At 64.0% G+C, this 13902-nt stretch carries 14 protein-coding genes; 6 read left to right on the top strand and 8 right to left on the bottom strand.

Features of this window, described 5'->3' with window-relative positions; translation table 11 throughout:
* Positions 1-15 precede the first annotated feature (15 nt).
* A complete protein-coding gene (locus IRI77_RS33950; protein ID WP_194449366.1) occupies positions 16-531 on the top strand; it encodes a hypothetical protein in 516 nt (171 codons plus the stop codon).
* Positions 532-542: 11 nt separating this feature from the next.
* Here IRI77_RS33950 and lepB read toward each other — a convergent pair whose 3' ends face one another.
* A complete protein-coding gene (gene lepB, locus IRI77_RS33945) occupies positions 543-1163 on the bottom strand; it encodes a signal peptidase I (RefSeq protein ID WP_194449365.1) in 621 nt (206 codons plus the stop codon).
* Here lepB and IRI77_RS33940 point away from each other — a divergent pair.
* Both IRI77_RS33940 and IRI77_RS33935 read left to right on the top strand, forming a co-directional pair.
* Positions 1157-1690: a hypothetical protein gene (locus tag IRI77_RS33940; RefSeq protein ID WP_194449364.1), complete on the top strand. Its 534-nt coding sequence runs from the start codon at positions 1157-1159 to the stop codon at positions 1688-1690. The genes lepB and IRI77_RS33940 overlap by 7 nt on opposite strands.
* Before the next feature lie 211 nt (positions 1691-1901).
* A complete protein-coding gene (locus IRI77_RS33935) occupies positions 1902-3695 on the top strand; it encodes an SPFH domain-containing protein (RefSeq protein WP_194449363.1) in 1794 nt (597 codons plus the stop codon).
* Positions 3696-3726: 31 nt separating this feature from the next.
* Here the strand turns inward: IRI77_RS33935 and lhgO are convergent, their stop codons facing one another.
* Together lhgO and IRI77_RS33925 are read right to left on the bottom strand one after the other, a co-directional pair.
* Entirely contained in the window at positions 3727-4935 is a 1209-nt protein-coding gene (gene lhgO, locus IRI77_RS33930) for an L-2-hydroxyglutarate oxidase (protein ID WP_194449362.1), read from the bottom strand.
* A 41-nt stretch (positions 4936-4976) separates the two neighbouring features.
* Positions 4977-6176, bottom strand: a complete 1200-nt coding sequence (locus IRI77_RS33925) for an O-antigen ligase family protein (protein WP_194449361.1) — start codon at positions 6174-6176, stop codon at positions 4977-4979.
* Between the two features lie 45 nt (positions 6177-6221).
* On the opposite strand from IRI77_RS33925, the gene IRI77_RS33920 reads away from it, so the two are divergent.
* On the top strand, positions 6222-6701 hold the full coding sequence (locus IRI77_RS33920; RefSeq protein ID WP_194449360.1) for a SixA phosphatase family protein: 480 nt from the start codon (positions 6222-6224) through the stop codon (positions 6699-6701).
* Here the strand turns inward: IRI77_RS33920 and IRI77_RS33915 are convergent.
* A complete protein-coding gene (locus tag IRI77_RS33915; RefSeq protein WP_194449359.1) occupies positions 6670-7992 on the bottom strand; it encodes a CCA tRNA nucleotidyltransferase in 1323 nt (440 codons plus the stop codon). The two genes, IRI77_RS33920 and IRI77_RS33915, sit on opposite strands and share 32 nt — an antisense overlap.
* A 47-nt stretch (positions 7993-8039) precedes the next feature.
* Between IRI77_RS33915 and IRI77_RS33910 the strand changes: the two genes are divergently transcribed.
* Entirely contained in the window at positions 8040-10277 is a 2238-nt protein-coding gene (locus IRI77_RS33910) for an APC family permease (protein WP_194449358.1), read from the top strand.
* Positions 10278-10302: 25 nt separating this feature from the next.
* On the opposite strand, the gene IRI77_RS33905 is transcribed toward IRI77_RS33910, so the two are convergent.
* The gene (locus IRI77_RS33905) at positions 10303-10566 is read right to left on the bottom strand and encodes a hypothetical protein (protein ID WP_194449357.1); all 264 of its coding nucleotides are present in this window, start codon (positions 10564-10566) and stop codon (positions 10303-10305) included.
* A gap of 103 nt (positions 10567-10669) precedes the next feature.
* On the opposite strand from IRI77_RS33905, the gene IRI77_RS33900 reads away from it, so the two are divergent.
* Positions 10670-11662, top strand: coding sequence for an HlyD family secretion protein (locus IRI77_RS33900; protein ID WP_194449356.1), 993 nt, complete (start codon positions 10670-10672; stop codon positions 11660-11662).
* On the opposite strand, the gene IRI77_RS33895 is transcribed toward IRI77_RS33900, so the two are convergent.
* Genes IRI77_RS33895 through IRI77_RS33885 form a run of 3 tightly spaced genes read right to left on the bottom strand, consistent with a single transcriptional unit; the run spans position 11659 to position 13879 of the window.
* Positions 11659-12546, bottom strand: a complete 888-nt coding sequence (locus IRI77_RS33895) for a hypothetical protein (RefSeq protein WP_194449355.1) — start codon at positions 12544-12546, stop codon at positions 11659-11661. The genes IRI77_RS33900 and IRI77_RS33895 overlap by 4 nt on opposite strands.
* Positions 12543-13673, bottom strand: coding sequence for a glycosyltransferase family 4 protein (locus tag IRI77_RS33890; protein WP_194449354.1), 1131 nt, complete (start codon positions 13671-13673; stop codon positions 12543-12545). The genes IRI77_RS33895 and IRI77_RS33890 overlap by 4 nt, the downstream gene beginning before the upstream one ends.
* Complete coding sequence (locus tag IRI77_RS33885) at positions 13673-13879, bottom strand: hypothetical protein (protein WP_194449353.1); 207 nt, start codon at positions 13877-13879, stop codon at positions 13673-13675. The genes IRI77_RS33890 and IRI77_RS33885 overlap by 1 nt, the downstream gene beginning before the upstream one ends.
* Between the last annotated feature and the right edge of the window lie 23 nt (positions 13880-13902).

Raw genomic sequence — 13902 nt, 5'->3', positions numbered from 1 at the left:
GGAATCATAGGTCGGATGGCCCTTTCAATCGAACTGCCGGCCCAAGGGGAACCCTTCCAGGGCACGCTCCCGTCAAATCTTGCCGCCGTGGCCCTGCTGACCTCCGCTGCATTTTTGGGCGGCTGGCCGTGGGCCCTGATGGCCGCCATTCTGGTTGTGACGTTGCGCACCAGGGAATCCGGCGGCTGGGCGATGCTGCAGGCCGCTGCCGGCGGACTCTTCTGGCTGGCCCTGTTCCATTGGACTGGCGACCGCCGTCTGTTCTTCCCGTTCAGCATGCAGGTCGCAGCCTCGGCAGCCTGCCTGTGGCGGATCAACGGAAAATGGGCGGCCGTGGCGGTGGGAGCCCTGGTCACCGGAGTGTTCGCCGGCATTCGCCTCCTGCAGTCCGCCAGCGCCCATGTCCTGGGTGTCGAACTCATTGTCGCCGCCGTCGTCCTGGCGGCCGGACTGGCCCTTCTCCCTTACACAGGCAGGTGGGGCGCCTCCACGGCCGCAGCCCTGCTTGCGTTGGCCGGCCTGCTCATCTGACCGGCAGGCGGTTATTTTAGCGGTTGGAAGGTTCGCGACCAGCGCGTGCCGCCGTTAGGATCCTTCGACCAGTACACCATCAGCGGCGTCCCCTGCAGCGCCGTCTCGGAGACAAACCCCCAATACCGGCTGTCGAGCGAGTTGTCTCTGTTGTCGCCCAACACGAAATAGCAGCCGGCCGGAACCACGATCTCCCCGTTCACGAGATGCTCCGCCAGCATCTTCTTCCCTGAATCGGGCAGCGGGAAGTTCGGCTCGGAGGGGAAGTTGTCCCGGTATGGGTCGACGAAGGATGTGCTGTGCTGCACATAAGGCTCGTTCACCGCCTCGCCGTTGCGGAAGAGTACCTTGTTCACAAAGTGAAGCCGGTCGCCGGGCAAACCGGCAACGCGCTTGATGAAGCTCTGTTCCGGACTCTGTGGCGGGTGGAACGAGACCAGGTCACCCAGCCTTGGCGGAGAGTGCAGCCGCCCGACAATCAGGTGGTCACCCACGAGAATCGTGGATTCCATGGAAGCGCCCGGCACCACAAAGGCTCGGGCGACGAACGGAGTAGCCAGTAGCAACACAGCCGCGGCGCAGCCCCCCAGCAGCAGGGTGCGGCGGGTAAACGGGGATTCGAAGAATGGCATCAGGTACGGTAGTCCTTTCAGTGCTGCTTGTCGATACGCAACACACCGACGCCCTGTTCCTGGACCAAGGCGTACATTTCGCTCTCGGCCAACCGGCCCTCTCGGCTACAATACCCAAAATGAAGAGCGGCTTACTGGTGAGTCTGGTCCTGTACGGTATCGCTTGTTGTCTTCCTGCCCTCACTTTTCGCAAAAGCGGTACGCCCGACGACATCATGCTGGGTCTTCGAGCTCTGGCCGTGGGCTGGTCTGGAGTCTTTGCTGGCGTCCTGGGCTGGTACGCCAATCCCCTCTATTTCCTAGGCTTGGCCTTCACTCTGATGCGCAAGCCGGTACCCGCGGCCATCGCCTGCCTTCTCGCCGTCGCCGCCGCCTGCACCGTCTTCAACGACCTGGGCCGGGAACTGCCCGGAGATGAAGGCGGCGTAACGAAAACCGCCATCGTCCGCGTACTCCCCGCGTTCTACGTCTGGGTGGCCAGCTTCCTCGTCCTGCCCGTAGCCGCCTTCCTCCAGCGCGCAAAGTAGCGGCCCCACCTACCTTCCGATTCCTGTCCGATTTCGGGAACAAACAGGGCGATCTGGGAGTATATTGCTGATGGAGGTCAGCCCCAACAGGCTGGTCCACCTAGCAGATGACCCACCTCGAAACCTTGCCATAGAACGCAGCCGTCCGGCCCGCGTAGCGCAAGGAATACCCCAATTGAGTCTTGATGTCCAGTTTGTACAAGGAGTTAGTATGTCCGCGTATGTTCCGTATCTCTTGGCAGCGCTGATCATCGTCAGCGTTGTGGTACTCAGCAAGTTTCTCCTCGGATGGGTGCTGATCCGGGAAGACCAGGTCGGCCACATCGTGAAGAAGTTCGGCTCGAAGGATCTGCCGCAGGGCCGCATCGTTGCCCTGGAAGGCGAAGCCGGCTATCAGGCCCGCACCCTCGCCCCTGGACTCCACTTCTGGTACTGGCCCTGGATGTACCGCATCGACAAGCGCCCTATTCTTACCATTGAATCCGGCAAGATCGGCATGGTTCTGGCCAAGGACGGCCATCTGCTCCCGATGGACCGCATCCTCGCCCGCAAGGTCTCCTGCGACAACTTCCAGGACGCCGAAGCCTTCCTCCGCAACGGCGGGCAGAAGGGCAAACAAGCCGCCGTGCTGACAGCCGGCATGTATCGCATCAACCTCGTCCTGTTCGACGTGTTCAAGAGCGACCTGACCAACATCCCTCCGGACAAGGTGGCGATCGTCACCGTCATGGACGGCGCGCCGATGCCCAAGGGGCAGATGGCTGCCCCCATTGTGGAAGGACATGCGAACTTCCAGGACCCGGATGCGTTCATCCAGGCCGGCGGCCACCGCGGCCTGCAGGAACAGATCATCATGGCCGGCCAGTTCAACCTGAATCCCTGGTTTGTCGATGTGAAGTTGGCTGACCTCTTCGAGGTCCCCATCGGCTACGTCGGCGTCGTGGTCAGCTTCGTCGGCAGCGACGAAAAGGACATCTCGGGCGAATCGTTCACGCACGGCAACATCGTGCCCCGTGGCGGCAAGGGCGTCTGGTCAGAACCCCTCTACCCCGGCAAGCACCCGCTGAACATGGAGTGTCTGCGCATCGAACTGGTGCCGACCACCAACATCGTGCTGAACTGGGCCAACGCCCGCAGCGAGGCGCACAAACTGGACGAAAAGCTCTCCACCATCACCGTGCGCTCGCGTGACGGTTTCACCTTCAACCTCGACGTCAGCCAGATCATCAACATCGGCGCCACCAAAGCGCCCTGGGTGATCAGCCGTGTGGGTTCCGTCCGCAATCTCGTCAACCAGGTGCTGGAGCCGCTGGTCGGAAACTACTTCCGCAACAGCGCCCAGAACTATACGGTCCTCGACTTCCTGTCGGCCCGCTCCGATCGCCAGAAAGAGGCCCGCGAGCACATCAGCCGCGCCATCTCCGAGTACGACGTGCAGAGCGTGGATAGCCTCATCGGCGACATCACGCCGCCGCCGTCCCTGATGGAGCCGTTGATCGCACGCAAGATCGCCGAGGAACAGAAGAAGACCTACGACGCCGAACGCCTGGCCCAGGAGACCCGCAAGACCCTCGAGGCCGAGAAGGCGCTGGCCGAGAAGCAGCGCGAACTCGTGAACGAAGAACAGAACATCCTCATCGCCCAGCGCAAGGCGCAGGCCAATATCCGCCAGGCCGAAGGCGATTCGACTGCTATGTCGACCCGCGCCAACGGCGAGGCCGAAGCCATCCGCCGCCGCGGTACGGCCGAAGCCGAGATCCTGGCCATTAAGGGTTCCAACGAAGCCACGGCCATTCAGGCCGTCGGTCTTGCTCGCGCCGAGGCGGCCCGCAAGGGTGTCGAAGCGATGGGTGAGTACTACGGCCTGCTGCAGATCTTCACGGCCCTGGCCGACAAGGGCGTCCGCTTGACCCCGGATGTCCTGGTGGGTGGCGGCGGCGCGAATGCCACCGCCTCTGAGGCCTTGGTCGCCCTGCTCGCCAGCCAACTGGCGAAGAAGGGCTAAGCCATCGCAGGGGGGGTGGCCCTTCCCCGGGCTATCCCCCGCGCACCACGGTGCACAACCGGTCGGCCACCTCTTCGCCAATGGCCAGGCTGGCGGTAGCGGCAGGGCTCGGGGCATTCAACACGTGCACCGCGTTCTGCCGCGCGATGATCTCGAAGTCCTCTACCAGTGATCCCTCCGGCTTCATGGCTTGCGCCCGGACCCCGGCGCCCGCCTCCACCAGATCGTCCGGCTGAACTTCCGGCACCAGTGTTTGCAGCGAAGCGCAGAAGAGCTGTTTGCTGAACGACCGGCGCACCTCGGCCGTGCACATCCGGAAGTGCTTACCCAGGAAGCGCCACAGGCCGATGAACGACAGGGCGTCCGCCGCATCGCGCAGGTCAAACGAAGTCCGGGTATAACCCTCGCGCTTCAGCGAGAGAACGGCATTCGGCCCGGCCTCGATCCCGCCCGCAATCATGCGCGTAAAGTGCACACCCAGGAACGGGAACGCCGGATCCGCCACCGGATAGATCAGGTTGCGGACCAGGTACTCCTTCTCCGGCTTGAGCTTATAGTAGTCGCCGCGAAAGGGCACAATCTTCACTTCAGGCCGCTCACCGGCCAGCTTCGCCACGCGATCCGCCTGCAACCCGGCGCAACTGACGATGTAGCCGCCCTTGAACTCGCCGCGGCCGGTTTGCGCGATCCATTCCCCGCCCCGATACGTCAATCCGCGCACACCGGCGCCGCATTCGACTGAGCCGCCGCGCGCCTGGATGTCGGCCGCCAGCGTCTCGCACACCAGCGGGTAGTCGACGATTCCTTCTTCCGGCACCCGCAACCCGGCCAGCCCGCCGACGTGCGGCTCCAGTTCGCGCATGCGCGGCGGATCCAGAATCTCCAGGCCGCGCAGGCCGTTGGCCGTGCCCCGCTCCAGCAGGTTGTGCAGCCGCGGAATCTGCTCCTGTTTCGAAGCCACCACCAGCTTGCCGCAGACGTCGTGCCGGATCGACTTCTCCTGGCAATACTCAGTCAACTGGCGGATGCCGCGCACGGCCAGCCGCGCCTTGGCGGTGCCGGGCCGGTAGGCCAGGCCGCAGTGCATGACGCCTGAGTTATTGCCGGTCTGGTGACGGCCGACGCCCTCTTCTTTCTCCAGCAGGGTCAGCTGGGCGTCCGGCATCCGTTGCAGGATGCGGACAGCCGAGGCCAGGCCCACCGCTCCGCCGCCGATCACAAGAATATGAGGCTCTGACATGAATTCCTTGGGGTTGTCCCCTATTGATCAGGATACCGTTGTCAGGAATTCGACGACGACCGGGCCACCCCGCTCACCGCGCCGACCGCCGCCAGGGTCATGCCGAGGATCTCGCTATCGCCCAGGTTGTACTCGAAGCAACCGGCCACCAGGACACCAATCAGGATGGCTACGCCGCCGCGCAACACCCATTCCGCCTCCCCCGCACCGCGGCCCAGCTGGCGCAGCCAGTCCCACAAGGTGGCGGCGAAAAAGAAGATAACCGCGAACATCGCGGGCAACCCGCGCTCGGCGGCGAAGTGGATGTAGATGTTGTGCAGGTGCTCGTAGTAGCCGTCGGGCAGCGTCTTGGGCAAGTCAGCCGGAATGTATTCCCGGAAATGAGGCCCTACCCGCTGCGGACCCAAGCCAAACCAGGGATGCGCCTTGATCATCTCCAGCCCGGTCCGGAACACATACACCCGGTGGTCGTTGGAGTCCATCTGGCCATGTGGCTTCACCAGCGACATCACACGATCCTTCAACGCGGCCGGCCCCAGCAGGAACGCCGCCAGTGCCAGCACCGGCACGAGGGCCACCGTCCACCGCTTCCAGCACCACAGCAGGTAGAGCGCCCCTACACCCGTGGCGATCCACATGCCTCGAGTGAAGGCCAGCACCAAGGCCAATGCAACCAACGGCAGGCACACGGCGAAGGCCCATCGCAGCCGTTTCTCGGGACGGCCCCAAAACCACAGCGCCAGGCACAGCAGCAGGACGATCATCATCTGCCCGCTGAAGGTCATCCAATGGCTGTTGAACCCGGTGATGCGGTCAGCCACATAAGAGCTGTAGAAGTCCTTGCCGGCCGCCGCCGCCTTCGACCACTTCAGCCCGAACTGCCGCAGTCCGTCGATCGCCGAAAGCGTCCCCCCGGCCAGCCAGGCCACAGCCAGCCAGTAGACGTCCCGCGCCTTCCGCAAGGCGGAAAGGACGGCAAACAAGGTCAGCCAGGCGTAGAACTTCTTCACCTGCGGCATGCCGGACCGCGGAGCGTCGCTCAGCGCCAGCGACAGCAGGGTCCAGACGGCGAACACCGTCAGGGCCTGCCAGTAACGCGGCACCCGCCACGGCAAACGGCCCAAAAGCATGGCCGCCAGGCACACGCCCAACAGCACCTGCCACGCGGCAATCGAGACGGCACAGGAGGCGGCCGCCCCAAGTGCGCACCAGTATGCGATTCGCTGGAAATCCGGCTTCATGTGCGACGCAACTCAGTGTGACACAATGACATTCAGAACAGCGCGATGCAGATCTACATCCTTCGCCACGGGATCGCTGAGGATCCCACTGCAGGCCAGCGGGATGCCGATCGTGCGCTCACTCTGGACGGCCGCAAAAAGCTGCAGGCCACCCTGAAACGAGCGTTCGCTTCGGGCGTTGCTCCCACCCTGATTCTTACCAGCCCCTACAAACGGGCCATGCAGACGGCGGAGATCGCCGTGAAGGCCCTCAACTACACCGGGGATGTCCTGCAGACGCAGGCCCTTACGCCGGATGCCGATCCACTGGCTGCGTGGGAAGAGCTGCGGCTGCACCGCGATCACGCCCAGATCCTGTGTGCCTCCCACGAACCCTTGTGCGGGCGGCTGGCCGCGTTCCTCCTGGGCGCCCCATCCCTCGAGATCGACTACAAAAAAGGCGCCTTGATACGCATCGATCTGGTGAGTGCCGGACCCAGGCCGCGCGGCGTCCTCAAGTGGCTGCTGGCGCCCAAACTCGTCTGACGTAGGCGATCGCCTCTTCCTTGCTCTGCAGTTGACCCTCCAACTGCTGTTCCTCCACGCTGCGCAGGATCGTGCCCATCGCCGGACCTGGCTGATAGCCCAGTTCGATCAGATCGCGGCCCGTAATCAGGGGTGGCGGCCGCAGTTGTTCCTCGGGCAGCGCCTCATACCGGTCCTTCACCGCGTCATAGCTGCGCAACCCGCCTCCGCTGGCCAGGATGTCCAACCGGTGCAACTGCAGCAGTTCATCGAACCCGGGCTGCCGGACGAACCGCTTGAATGCGCTCACGCCCATCCGTCCGGCGTCCTTGAACTTCATGTGCTGGTCCACCATCGACTCAACCGCCTCAATCACATCCGAAGGGAAGCGCAGCCGCGACAGGATCCGGCGGGTCATCCCCGCTCCTACATGGTCGTGCCCGTTGAACCGGATGCGGTCTTCAAACGTCTGAGTGGGCGGCTTGCCCACATCGTGCAGCAGACAGCCCAGCGCCAACTCGATCGGCGGTGTGCCCATGCGTTCCAGCAACCCGAGCGTATGAATCCAGACATCTCCTTCCGGATGGAACTGAGGTGGTTGCTGGACGCCTTTCATGGCCGACACCTCGGGCAGGATCTCCAGCAGCAGCCCGCTGGAATCCAGCAGTTCGAAACCGCGCCGGGCTCCGCCCTCGGTGAGAATCCTTACCAGTTCGTCGCGGATCCGCTCGGCGGAGATCCGGTTGATCTGCGGAGCCAGCGTGCGGATGGCATCCATCGTCCCGGCCTCGATTTCGAAGCCCAGGCGCGCCGCGAAGCGCACGGCCCGCAGCATCCGCAGGTGATCTTCCTGGAACCGCTCGGCCGGATTGCCGATGGCGCGAATGATGCCGGCCCGGAGATCGGCCATTCCACCCAGCGGATCAAGGATCGCGCCGGTGAACGGATCCCGCAATAGCGCATTGATCGTGAAGTCGCGCCGGCGCAGGTCGGCCACCACGTCCGTCTCAAACCGTACTTCTTCGGGATGCCGGCCGTTCCGGTAACTGCTCTCTGTCCGAAAGGTAGCCACCTGGACTTCCACACCATCCCGGCGGATGAGCATCACACCGAAGTGGGCACCCACCTCCAAGGCTCCGGGAAAGAGCATTTTCAACTCAGCCGGAGTGGCATCGGTGGTAAGATCGCGATCGTGTACTTCGACGCCAAGTAGCTCGTCCCGCACGCTGCCACCCACGTAGTAGACCTGACGGCCCGCACCTCGTAGTCGCGTCGCCACCTCCGCCGATAATCTGTTCAACAGGTCGGACATGTCCGTTTGATCGTAGAATAGTTCACTAGGGCACGATTTCATTACCCATGGCTGATACTTTCGACCGGCCGGGCGCAACGACCAAAGTTGTAGTCGCCACTACCGTAGCACTGTCCTTCATCTCCTTCTGGCGTGGAGCCTCCATCGTTCTCAGCGACTTGGCCTCCACCATGTTCTACGTGGGCGGCATTACAGAACAGGCCATCGGCAAGTCAGCACCGTGGTTTGTTCTCGGCGTCATGTTCTTTGGCTTCGCCGTACGCAGCATCTACATGGAAAGCTGCGGAATGTTCGTACGCGGCGGCGTGTACGTAGTCGTACGCGACTCCATCGGGCCGCGCATGGCCAAGCTCTCGGTCTCCGCCCTGGTCGTCGACTACATCCTAACCGGACCAATATCATCAGTATCCGCCGGGCAGTACCTGGGGCGTCTGCTGAACGAGCTATCGGAGTTCGCCCACTCCTCGGTCAGGGTCAACCCGAACTACTTCTCCGCCTGCTTCGGCGTGGTGGTCACCATCTACTTCTGGTGGCAGAACGTCAAGGGCATCCACGAGTCCTCCAGCAAAGCGTTGCGCATCATGCAGATCACCACGGTGATGGTGGTCATTCTGTTGATCTGGTGCCCCATCACGCTGCTGTTCCAGGACAACGTTCATCTCCCGCCCGCGCCGACGCTGAAGAATCTCACCTTCGAGCCCCATTCGCTGGGCTGGCTGCACGGCACCGTGTGGCCCACCATCTGGGCGGCCGCCATGCTGATCGCCTTCGGCCACTCGCTGCTCGCCATGAGCGGTTTTGAGACGCTGGCCCAGATCTACCGGGAAATCGCGTACCCGAAGATGAAGAATCTGAAGATCACGGCGAACATCGTGTGCGTCTACGCGCTGATGTCCACCGGCCTGATCTCGCTCTTCGCCGTCATGATCATCCCGGATGCCGTGCGCTCGAACTACTACGACAACCTCATCGGCGGCCTGGCGATGAGCTTGGCGGGGCCGGAGATCCTGAAGCTCTGCTTCCACATCTTTGTCGTGATCGTCGGCGCGCTCATCCTGTCCGGCGCGGTGAATACTTCGATCATCGGCGCCAACGGCGTGCTGAACCGTGTGGCCGAGGACGGCGTGCTGGTCCCTTGGTTCCGCAAACCTCACAAGACCTACGGCACCACCTCGCGCATCGTGGCCATGATCACCATCGCCCAGTTGGCGACCATCGTCTTCTCGCGCGGCGATGTCTACCTGCTGGGGGAAGCCTATGCCTTCGGCGTGGTTTGGAGCTTTGCCCTGAAGGGGATGGGCGTGCTCGCGCTCCGCTTCCAGCGGCACGACCAGGAATACAAGATGCCCTTCAACCTGCACTTCGGCAAGTTGGAGATCCCAATCGGCCTGGGCGTTACCACGATGGCCCTCTTCCTGGTCGCCATCGCCAACCTGTTCACCAAGAAGATCGCCACCATCTACGGTGTCAGCTTCACCATCGTCCTGTTCATCATCTTCACCCTGAGTGAATACCTGAACGCGAAACGGCGCCAGTCCAAGGACGTCAAGGGGCTGGAGGAGTTCAACCTCGATCACCAGCCTCAAATCGGCACCACGAGCATGCACGCGCGTCCTGGCTGCGTGCTGGTCGCGGTCCGCGACCCGTACAACATGGAGCACCTGCGGCGCGTCCTGGAGAAGACCAACCTGCGCCGGCACGACATCGTTGTGGCCACGGTTCGCCCCATCTCCACCGGAGCAGGTGAGTATGGCCTGGCCGAGGACCAGATCTTCAGCTCCTACGAACAGGAGCTCTTCTCCCGCGTGGTGACCCTGGCCGAGAAGGAAGGCAAGCCCGTCGACCTGCTGGTAGTGCCGGCGACCGACCCGTTTGTCGCCATGGTCCAGGCGGCCCAGAACCTAAAGGCGTCAAGGCTCGTCACAGGCGTATCCCACACCATGGCCAGCGAGGAACTGGCACGCCGCATCGGCTTGGCCTGGGAGCAGTTACCGGAACCGCGGCATCCCTTCTCACTGGAGATCATCGCGCAGGACCGGCAGTCCACTTACGTCAACCTGGGCCCCCATCCACCCCGGCTCTGGCCGGAAGATGTCGACCGCCTGCACGAGATCTGGCTGCGGCTGACTTCGAGGGAAGGCTTCGGCTCAAACCTGCACCACCGCGACGTCGTGGGAGCGGCCCTGCGCCGGCTGGAGAGTGAACTGGACTCCCCGAGGAGGGATGAATTGGTAGACGAACTGAAGAACGAAATGCGAAACCCGCCGGTCGATTCCGGCAGTTAGGTTTCGTAGTTTCAGGCCCGACCCGTTATTTGGGCTTCTTGTCCTTGTCCTCGGCTTCCGGGGTGGCGCCTGGAATTGCGCTGAGTACTTCGTTGAAAAGAGCGGCCTTCTTCAGGTCTTTCTTCGACGGAGGAATCTCTCCTCTGCGGTACGGCCCCTCGTTATAGCACGTGCGGCAACGAACTTTCGCAGGTTCTGAATCGACCAGCGAAAGGATGGAGTGATTGGTCATCCTTTTGCACTTGACGCAGTAATCGTCAATATCGTCGCCAAGGCGAATCGCAGACATGCGGCCTCCTACCCAAGAGCCACACTTTATCAAAAATCGACCCCAAAAGGCACCTACCCCACACCTGTTACGCCTGGCCCGCCACCCTCGCCTATCATAAAGTATGCGTGGCAAATGGCTTCTGTTCGCCGGCGGGACTCTCTTCCTGGCAGCCGGCGGCGGCGCTCTCACCTACTACCTGCGTCAAAAACCAGCCAAGTCCGTCCAGGTGGCGAGCGCACCCGCGTTGCCGCCCGGGACTGAGGTTCACCTTACCGGCTCGATCCGCGCCGTGAACCTGGTGCAGGTGGCGGCGCCTCTCGACGGTGTCGCCGAGGAGTTCCCGGTCAAGCCCGGCGACGAGGTATTTGAGGGCCAGATCCTGGGACGCGTGGCCAATGAGACCTTAAAGGAAACCGCGCACGAAGCCGAACTGGAGGTGGAGCGCGCCCAGGCCAAGGTGAACGAAGCGGAGAGCCAGTTGATCGCCGCGCGCCTGGAAGACTCGCGCGCCGCCGCAGACGCCTCCCGGGCACGGATCGAATTCCAGCGGGCGGAGCGCAACTACCAGCGCCAGCAGATGCTGAATACGGAAGGCGCGACGCCGCGGAATACCTATCAGAAGGCCCAGCAGGACTACGAGGCGGCCAAGAAGGAATCCGACACCCTGCAGTCGCTTTCCAACACGTTGCAGGACCGGGTGCAGGGTGTGATCAAGGACATTGACCTGGCGAAGAAGACCCTGGCCGAGAAGATACAGAATCTTGACTCGGCGAAGACGAGCCTGTCCTCGGCCGATCTTCTGGCGCCGGCGGACGGCCTGGTCATCTCCATCGGCAAATCAGCGGGCGAAGAGGTGCACAAGGGCATGCCTGACCTCATCACCATCGCCACCGACCTGTCCCAACTCGAGCTCGTGCTGGAGCCGGAGCCGCCCGTCTTCAAGCGGCTGAAGGCCGGGCAACCCGCGGTGGTACTGATCGCGGAATTGCCGGGCAACGGGCTGCCCGCCACGGTGAAGTCGGTGGAGAACGGCAAGGTGGTGGTCGAGTTCTCCAGCCCGTCGACGCTGGTGCGGCCGGGGATGACCGCGGTGGGGACTCTCAAGCTGAACTAGGCCGCCAAGACGGCTGCGATCGCCTGCGCCGCCTCACGCGTTCCGTCCTGGACTGCCTGCCGCCAGGACGCCAGCCTGGCCGCCTGGTCGTCGAACCGCCGGGGAAACGCCACCGCGGTATGAGCCTCGCTCAGGAACATCATGTCGGCCATCGCGTTATAGCCGGCTCCGGTGAACACGTGCGCCGCCCGGGCCATGAGGTTGCCGGCCGGGTAGTATTCGAAAGACGGCAGGCCCTCCATTCGTTCGCCCCAAGGGGTGATCGCGACCGGTCGACCCTGTTTTCGCGCCAGGCCGGCCAACTGAGCCACTTCCGCGGCGGGCCCGCCGTGGACCACCAGGCAGCACCGCCCGGTATCGAGGAGGCGCTCCAGCTCCGCAGGAATCTCCGTCGGCAGCAAGCCGGGCCGCAGTCGGATCCGGCCCGGCAGGTGTACCACCGGCACCTTGCTCGCGGCCAGGGCAGCGTCGTGTTCGCCGGACAGTTCCTCGGCTGCGATGACCTGGACGATCCCGTCCGGCCAGCCTGGATCGCCGAGAAAGGTGGACACGGCTTCAGGATTCAGCCGCCGGGCCATGTAGATGGCAGGCACAGGCAGGCCATCCTTCCATTCGCCGCGCATGCCTCGGGGAAAGGTGTCGCAGACCATCAGTTCCGGTTGGACCGCGGCGGCGAAGTGACGGACATCGGCCTGCCAACGCTCCGCCGGGATGCGGGTGATGGGGAACCGGGCCAGTTGCGCGAGGCCGGCCGCGAAGGGCGAGTTGGTGACGATCTGGGCGCTGACGCCGAGTTCCTGCAGTTCCAGGCAGACGGCCAGCGCCCGGTTGACATGGCCCAGGCCAGAGCCGGGCGCGCAGTACAGGATGGACGGCCGGTTCACGGGGCGGCCCGGTGAATCAGGTCGAGGATGGTGTCAATCTCGCGCTCCGGAGAGAAGCGATCGCGGATCCGGGCGCGGACGGCAGCGGACATTGCGGCCAGTTGTTCGCTGGAGAGTTCCAACGCTCGCCGCGTCGCCTCGCCGGCGGCCTGGCGGTTCTCGGCCCGGAAGACGAAGCCGGTGACGCCGTCTTCCACGACATCGCGCATGGCGCCGGCGTCGGAGACCAGCGGCACGGCTCCGCAGGCCGCGGCTTCCAGCAGCACGTTGGGCATGCCTTCAAAGGCTGAGGGGATCGCCACGAAATCGCAGGCCGAGTAGAGCGCAGGCAATTCGGCCTGCGGCAGGAACGGCAGGCGGAGGCTGCGCGGAGCGATCGCCGGATCGTCGAGGATCCGCGTGGTGTCCTCGTCGAGCTGCCCTACCACCAGCAACGCGATGCTTGAAAGCAGGCCCGCATCGCGCACGGCTTCCAGCCAGAAGGGGATCCGTTTCTTGAACTTCAGCTCCCCGAACAGCCCGCAGATGCGGCGGTGCCCGGCGTCGAGCAGCGACCGGACCTCGTCCCGCCGGCGAACGTCCGCGGCCAGCAGTTCCCAGCGCTTCGAATCCACACCGTTCGGGGTCCACAGCACGCATTTGCCCGGATAGAGGCGGGCGATGCGTTCGACTTTCTCGGTGGAGACCGCGCCGATGGCCGTGGCGCGCGAGAGGGCTTCCCGCACCCAGCCTCCGCGGCGGGGCAAAAACCAGTCGCGGTCCAGGTCGTTGCCGCGCACCATGACGAGGCTGGGCAGATCCAACCAGGCTCCGAAGGTGGTCCCGACGAACCCGGCTTTCGACGCCCCGAAGGAGACGATGGCGGAATAAGGATCGGCCAGGTGGCGTTCGCGCACGAGGCTCCAGGCGAGGTTGGGCGCAACCTCGGGCGACCGGTCGCGGCGGATCCGGAGATCCGCGCCGCCGTCGGTGGGACGCACTTCGACGGGCTCGTGCGCGCCATTCAGGGCGAGCAGATCCACCGAAAGCCCGCGCCGGCGCAGGCCTCGCACCACGCGGGCACAACTTACGGCCATCCCGCCCTTCACCGGGGGGTAGTGTTCAGTGACCCAGAGCAGGCGGTGCATTATGTTTCGAAGGGATCGTAGTCGTCGGAGTGCCCGGTGGTGGCGGCAAAGCCCGCGGCGGCGGGGTGCAGCGACTGCCTGTCGCCTTCATTGAAGAAACGGGCGTCGCCATACTGATGCCCTCCGCCGTAGGTCTCGTAGTATTGATGGCGATTGGCCGCCTCCCGGGTGAGGTCGTTCTCCTCGGGATTTCCGCGGGTGAGCATGCACGAGGGGCACGTGCCCGCTC

The organism is Paludibaculum fermentans, from assembly GCF_015277775.1.
GTDB classification, from domain to species: domain Bacteria; phylum Acidobacteriota; class Terriglobia; order Bryobacterales; family Bryobacteraceae; genus Paludibaculum; species Paludibaculum fermentans.
Note: the sequence above shows the minus strand (reverse complement) of the source record. Positions and strands in the feature narration are given on the sequence as shown.

Excerpts from the sequence above, each read along its gene's own strand:
- IRI77_RS33910 (WP_194449358.1), top strand. The coding sequence starts at position 8,040 with ATGGCTGATACTTTCGACCGGCCGGGCGCAACGACCAAAGTTGTAGTC.
- IRI77_RS33935 (WP_194449363.1), top strand. The coding sequence starts at position 1,902 with ATGTCCGCGTATGTTCCGTATCTCTTGGCAGCGCTGATCATCGTCAGC.
- lhgO (WP_194449362.1), bottom strand. The coding sequence starts at position 4,935 with ATGTCAGAGCCTCATATTCTTGTGATCGGCGGCGGAGCGGTGGGCCTG.
- lepB (WP_194449365.1), bottom strand. The coding sequence starts at position 1,163 with ATGCCATTCTTCGAATCCCCGTTTACCCGCCGCACCCTGCTGCTGGGG.
- IRI77_RS33925 (WP_194449361.1), bottom strand. The coding sequence starts at position 6,176 with ATGAAGCCGGATTTCCAGCGAATCGCATACTGGTGCGCACTTGGGGCG.
- IRI77_RS33885 (WP_194449353.1), bottom strand. The coding sequence starts at position 13,879 with ATGCTCACCCGCGGAAATCCCGAGGAGAACGACCTCACCCGGGAGGCG.
- IRI77_RS33920 (WP_194449360.1), top strand. The coding sequence starts at position 6,222 with ATGCAGATCTACATCCTTCGCCACGGGATCGCTGAGGATCCCACTGCA.
- IRI77_RS33940 (WP_194449364.1), top strand. The coding sequence starts at position 1,157 with ATGGCATCAGGTACGGTAGTCCTTTCAGTGCTGCTTGTCGATACGCAA.
- IRI77_RS33950 (WP_194449366.1), top strand. The coding sequence starts at position 16 with ATGGCCCTTTCAATCGAACTGCCGGCCCAAGGGGAACCCTTCCAGGGC.
- IRI77_RS33905 (WP_194449357.1), bottom strand. The coding sequence starts at position 10,566 with ATGTCTGCGATTCGCCTTGGCGACGATATTGACGATTACTGCGTCAAG.
- IRI77_RS33900 (WP_194449356.1), top strand. The coding sequence starts at position 10,670 with ATGCGTGGCAAATGGCTTCTGTTCGCCGGCGGGACTCTCTTCCTGGCA.
- IRI77_RS33915 (WP_194449359.1), bottom strand. The coding sequence starts at position 7,992 with ATGTCCGACCTGTTGAACAGATTATCGGCGGAGGTGGCGACGCGACTA.
- IRI77_RS33890 (WP_194449354.1), bottom strand. The coding sequence starts at position 13,673 with ATGCACCGCCTGCTCTGGGTCACTGAACACTACCCCCCGGTGAAGGGC.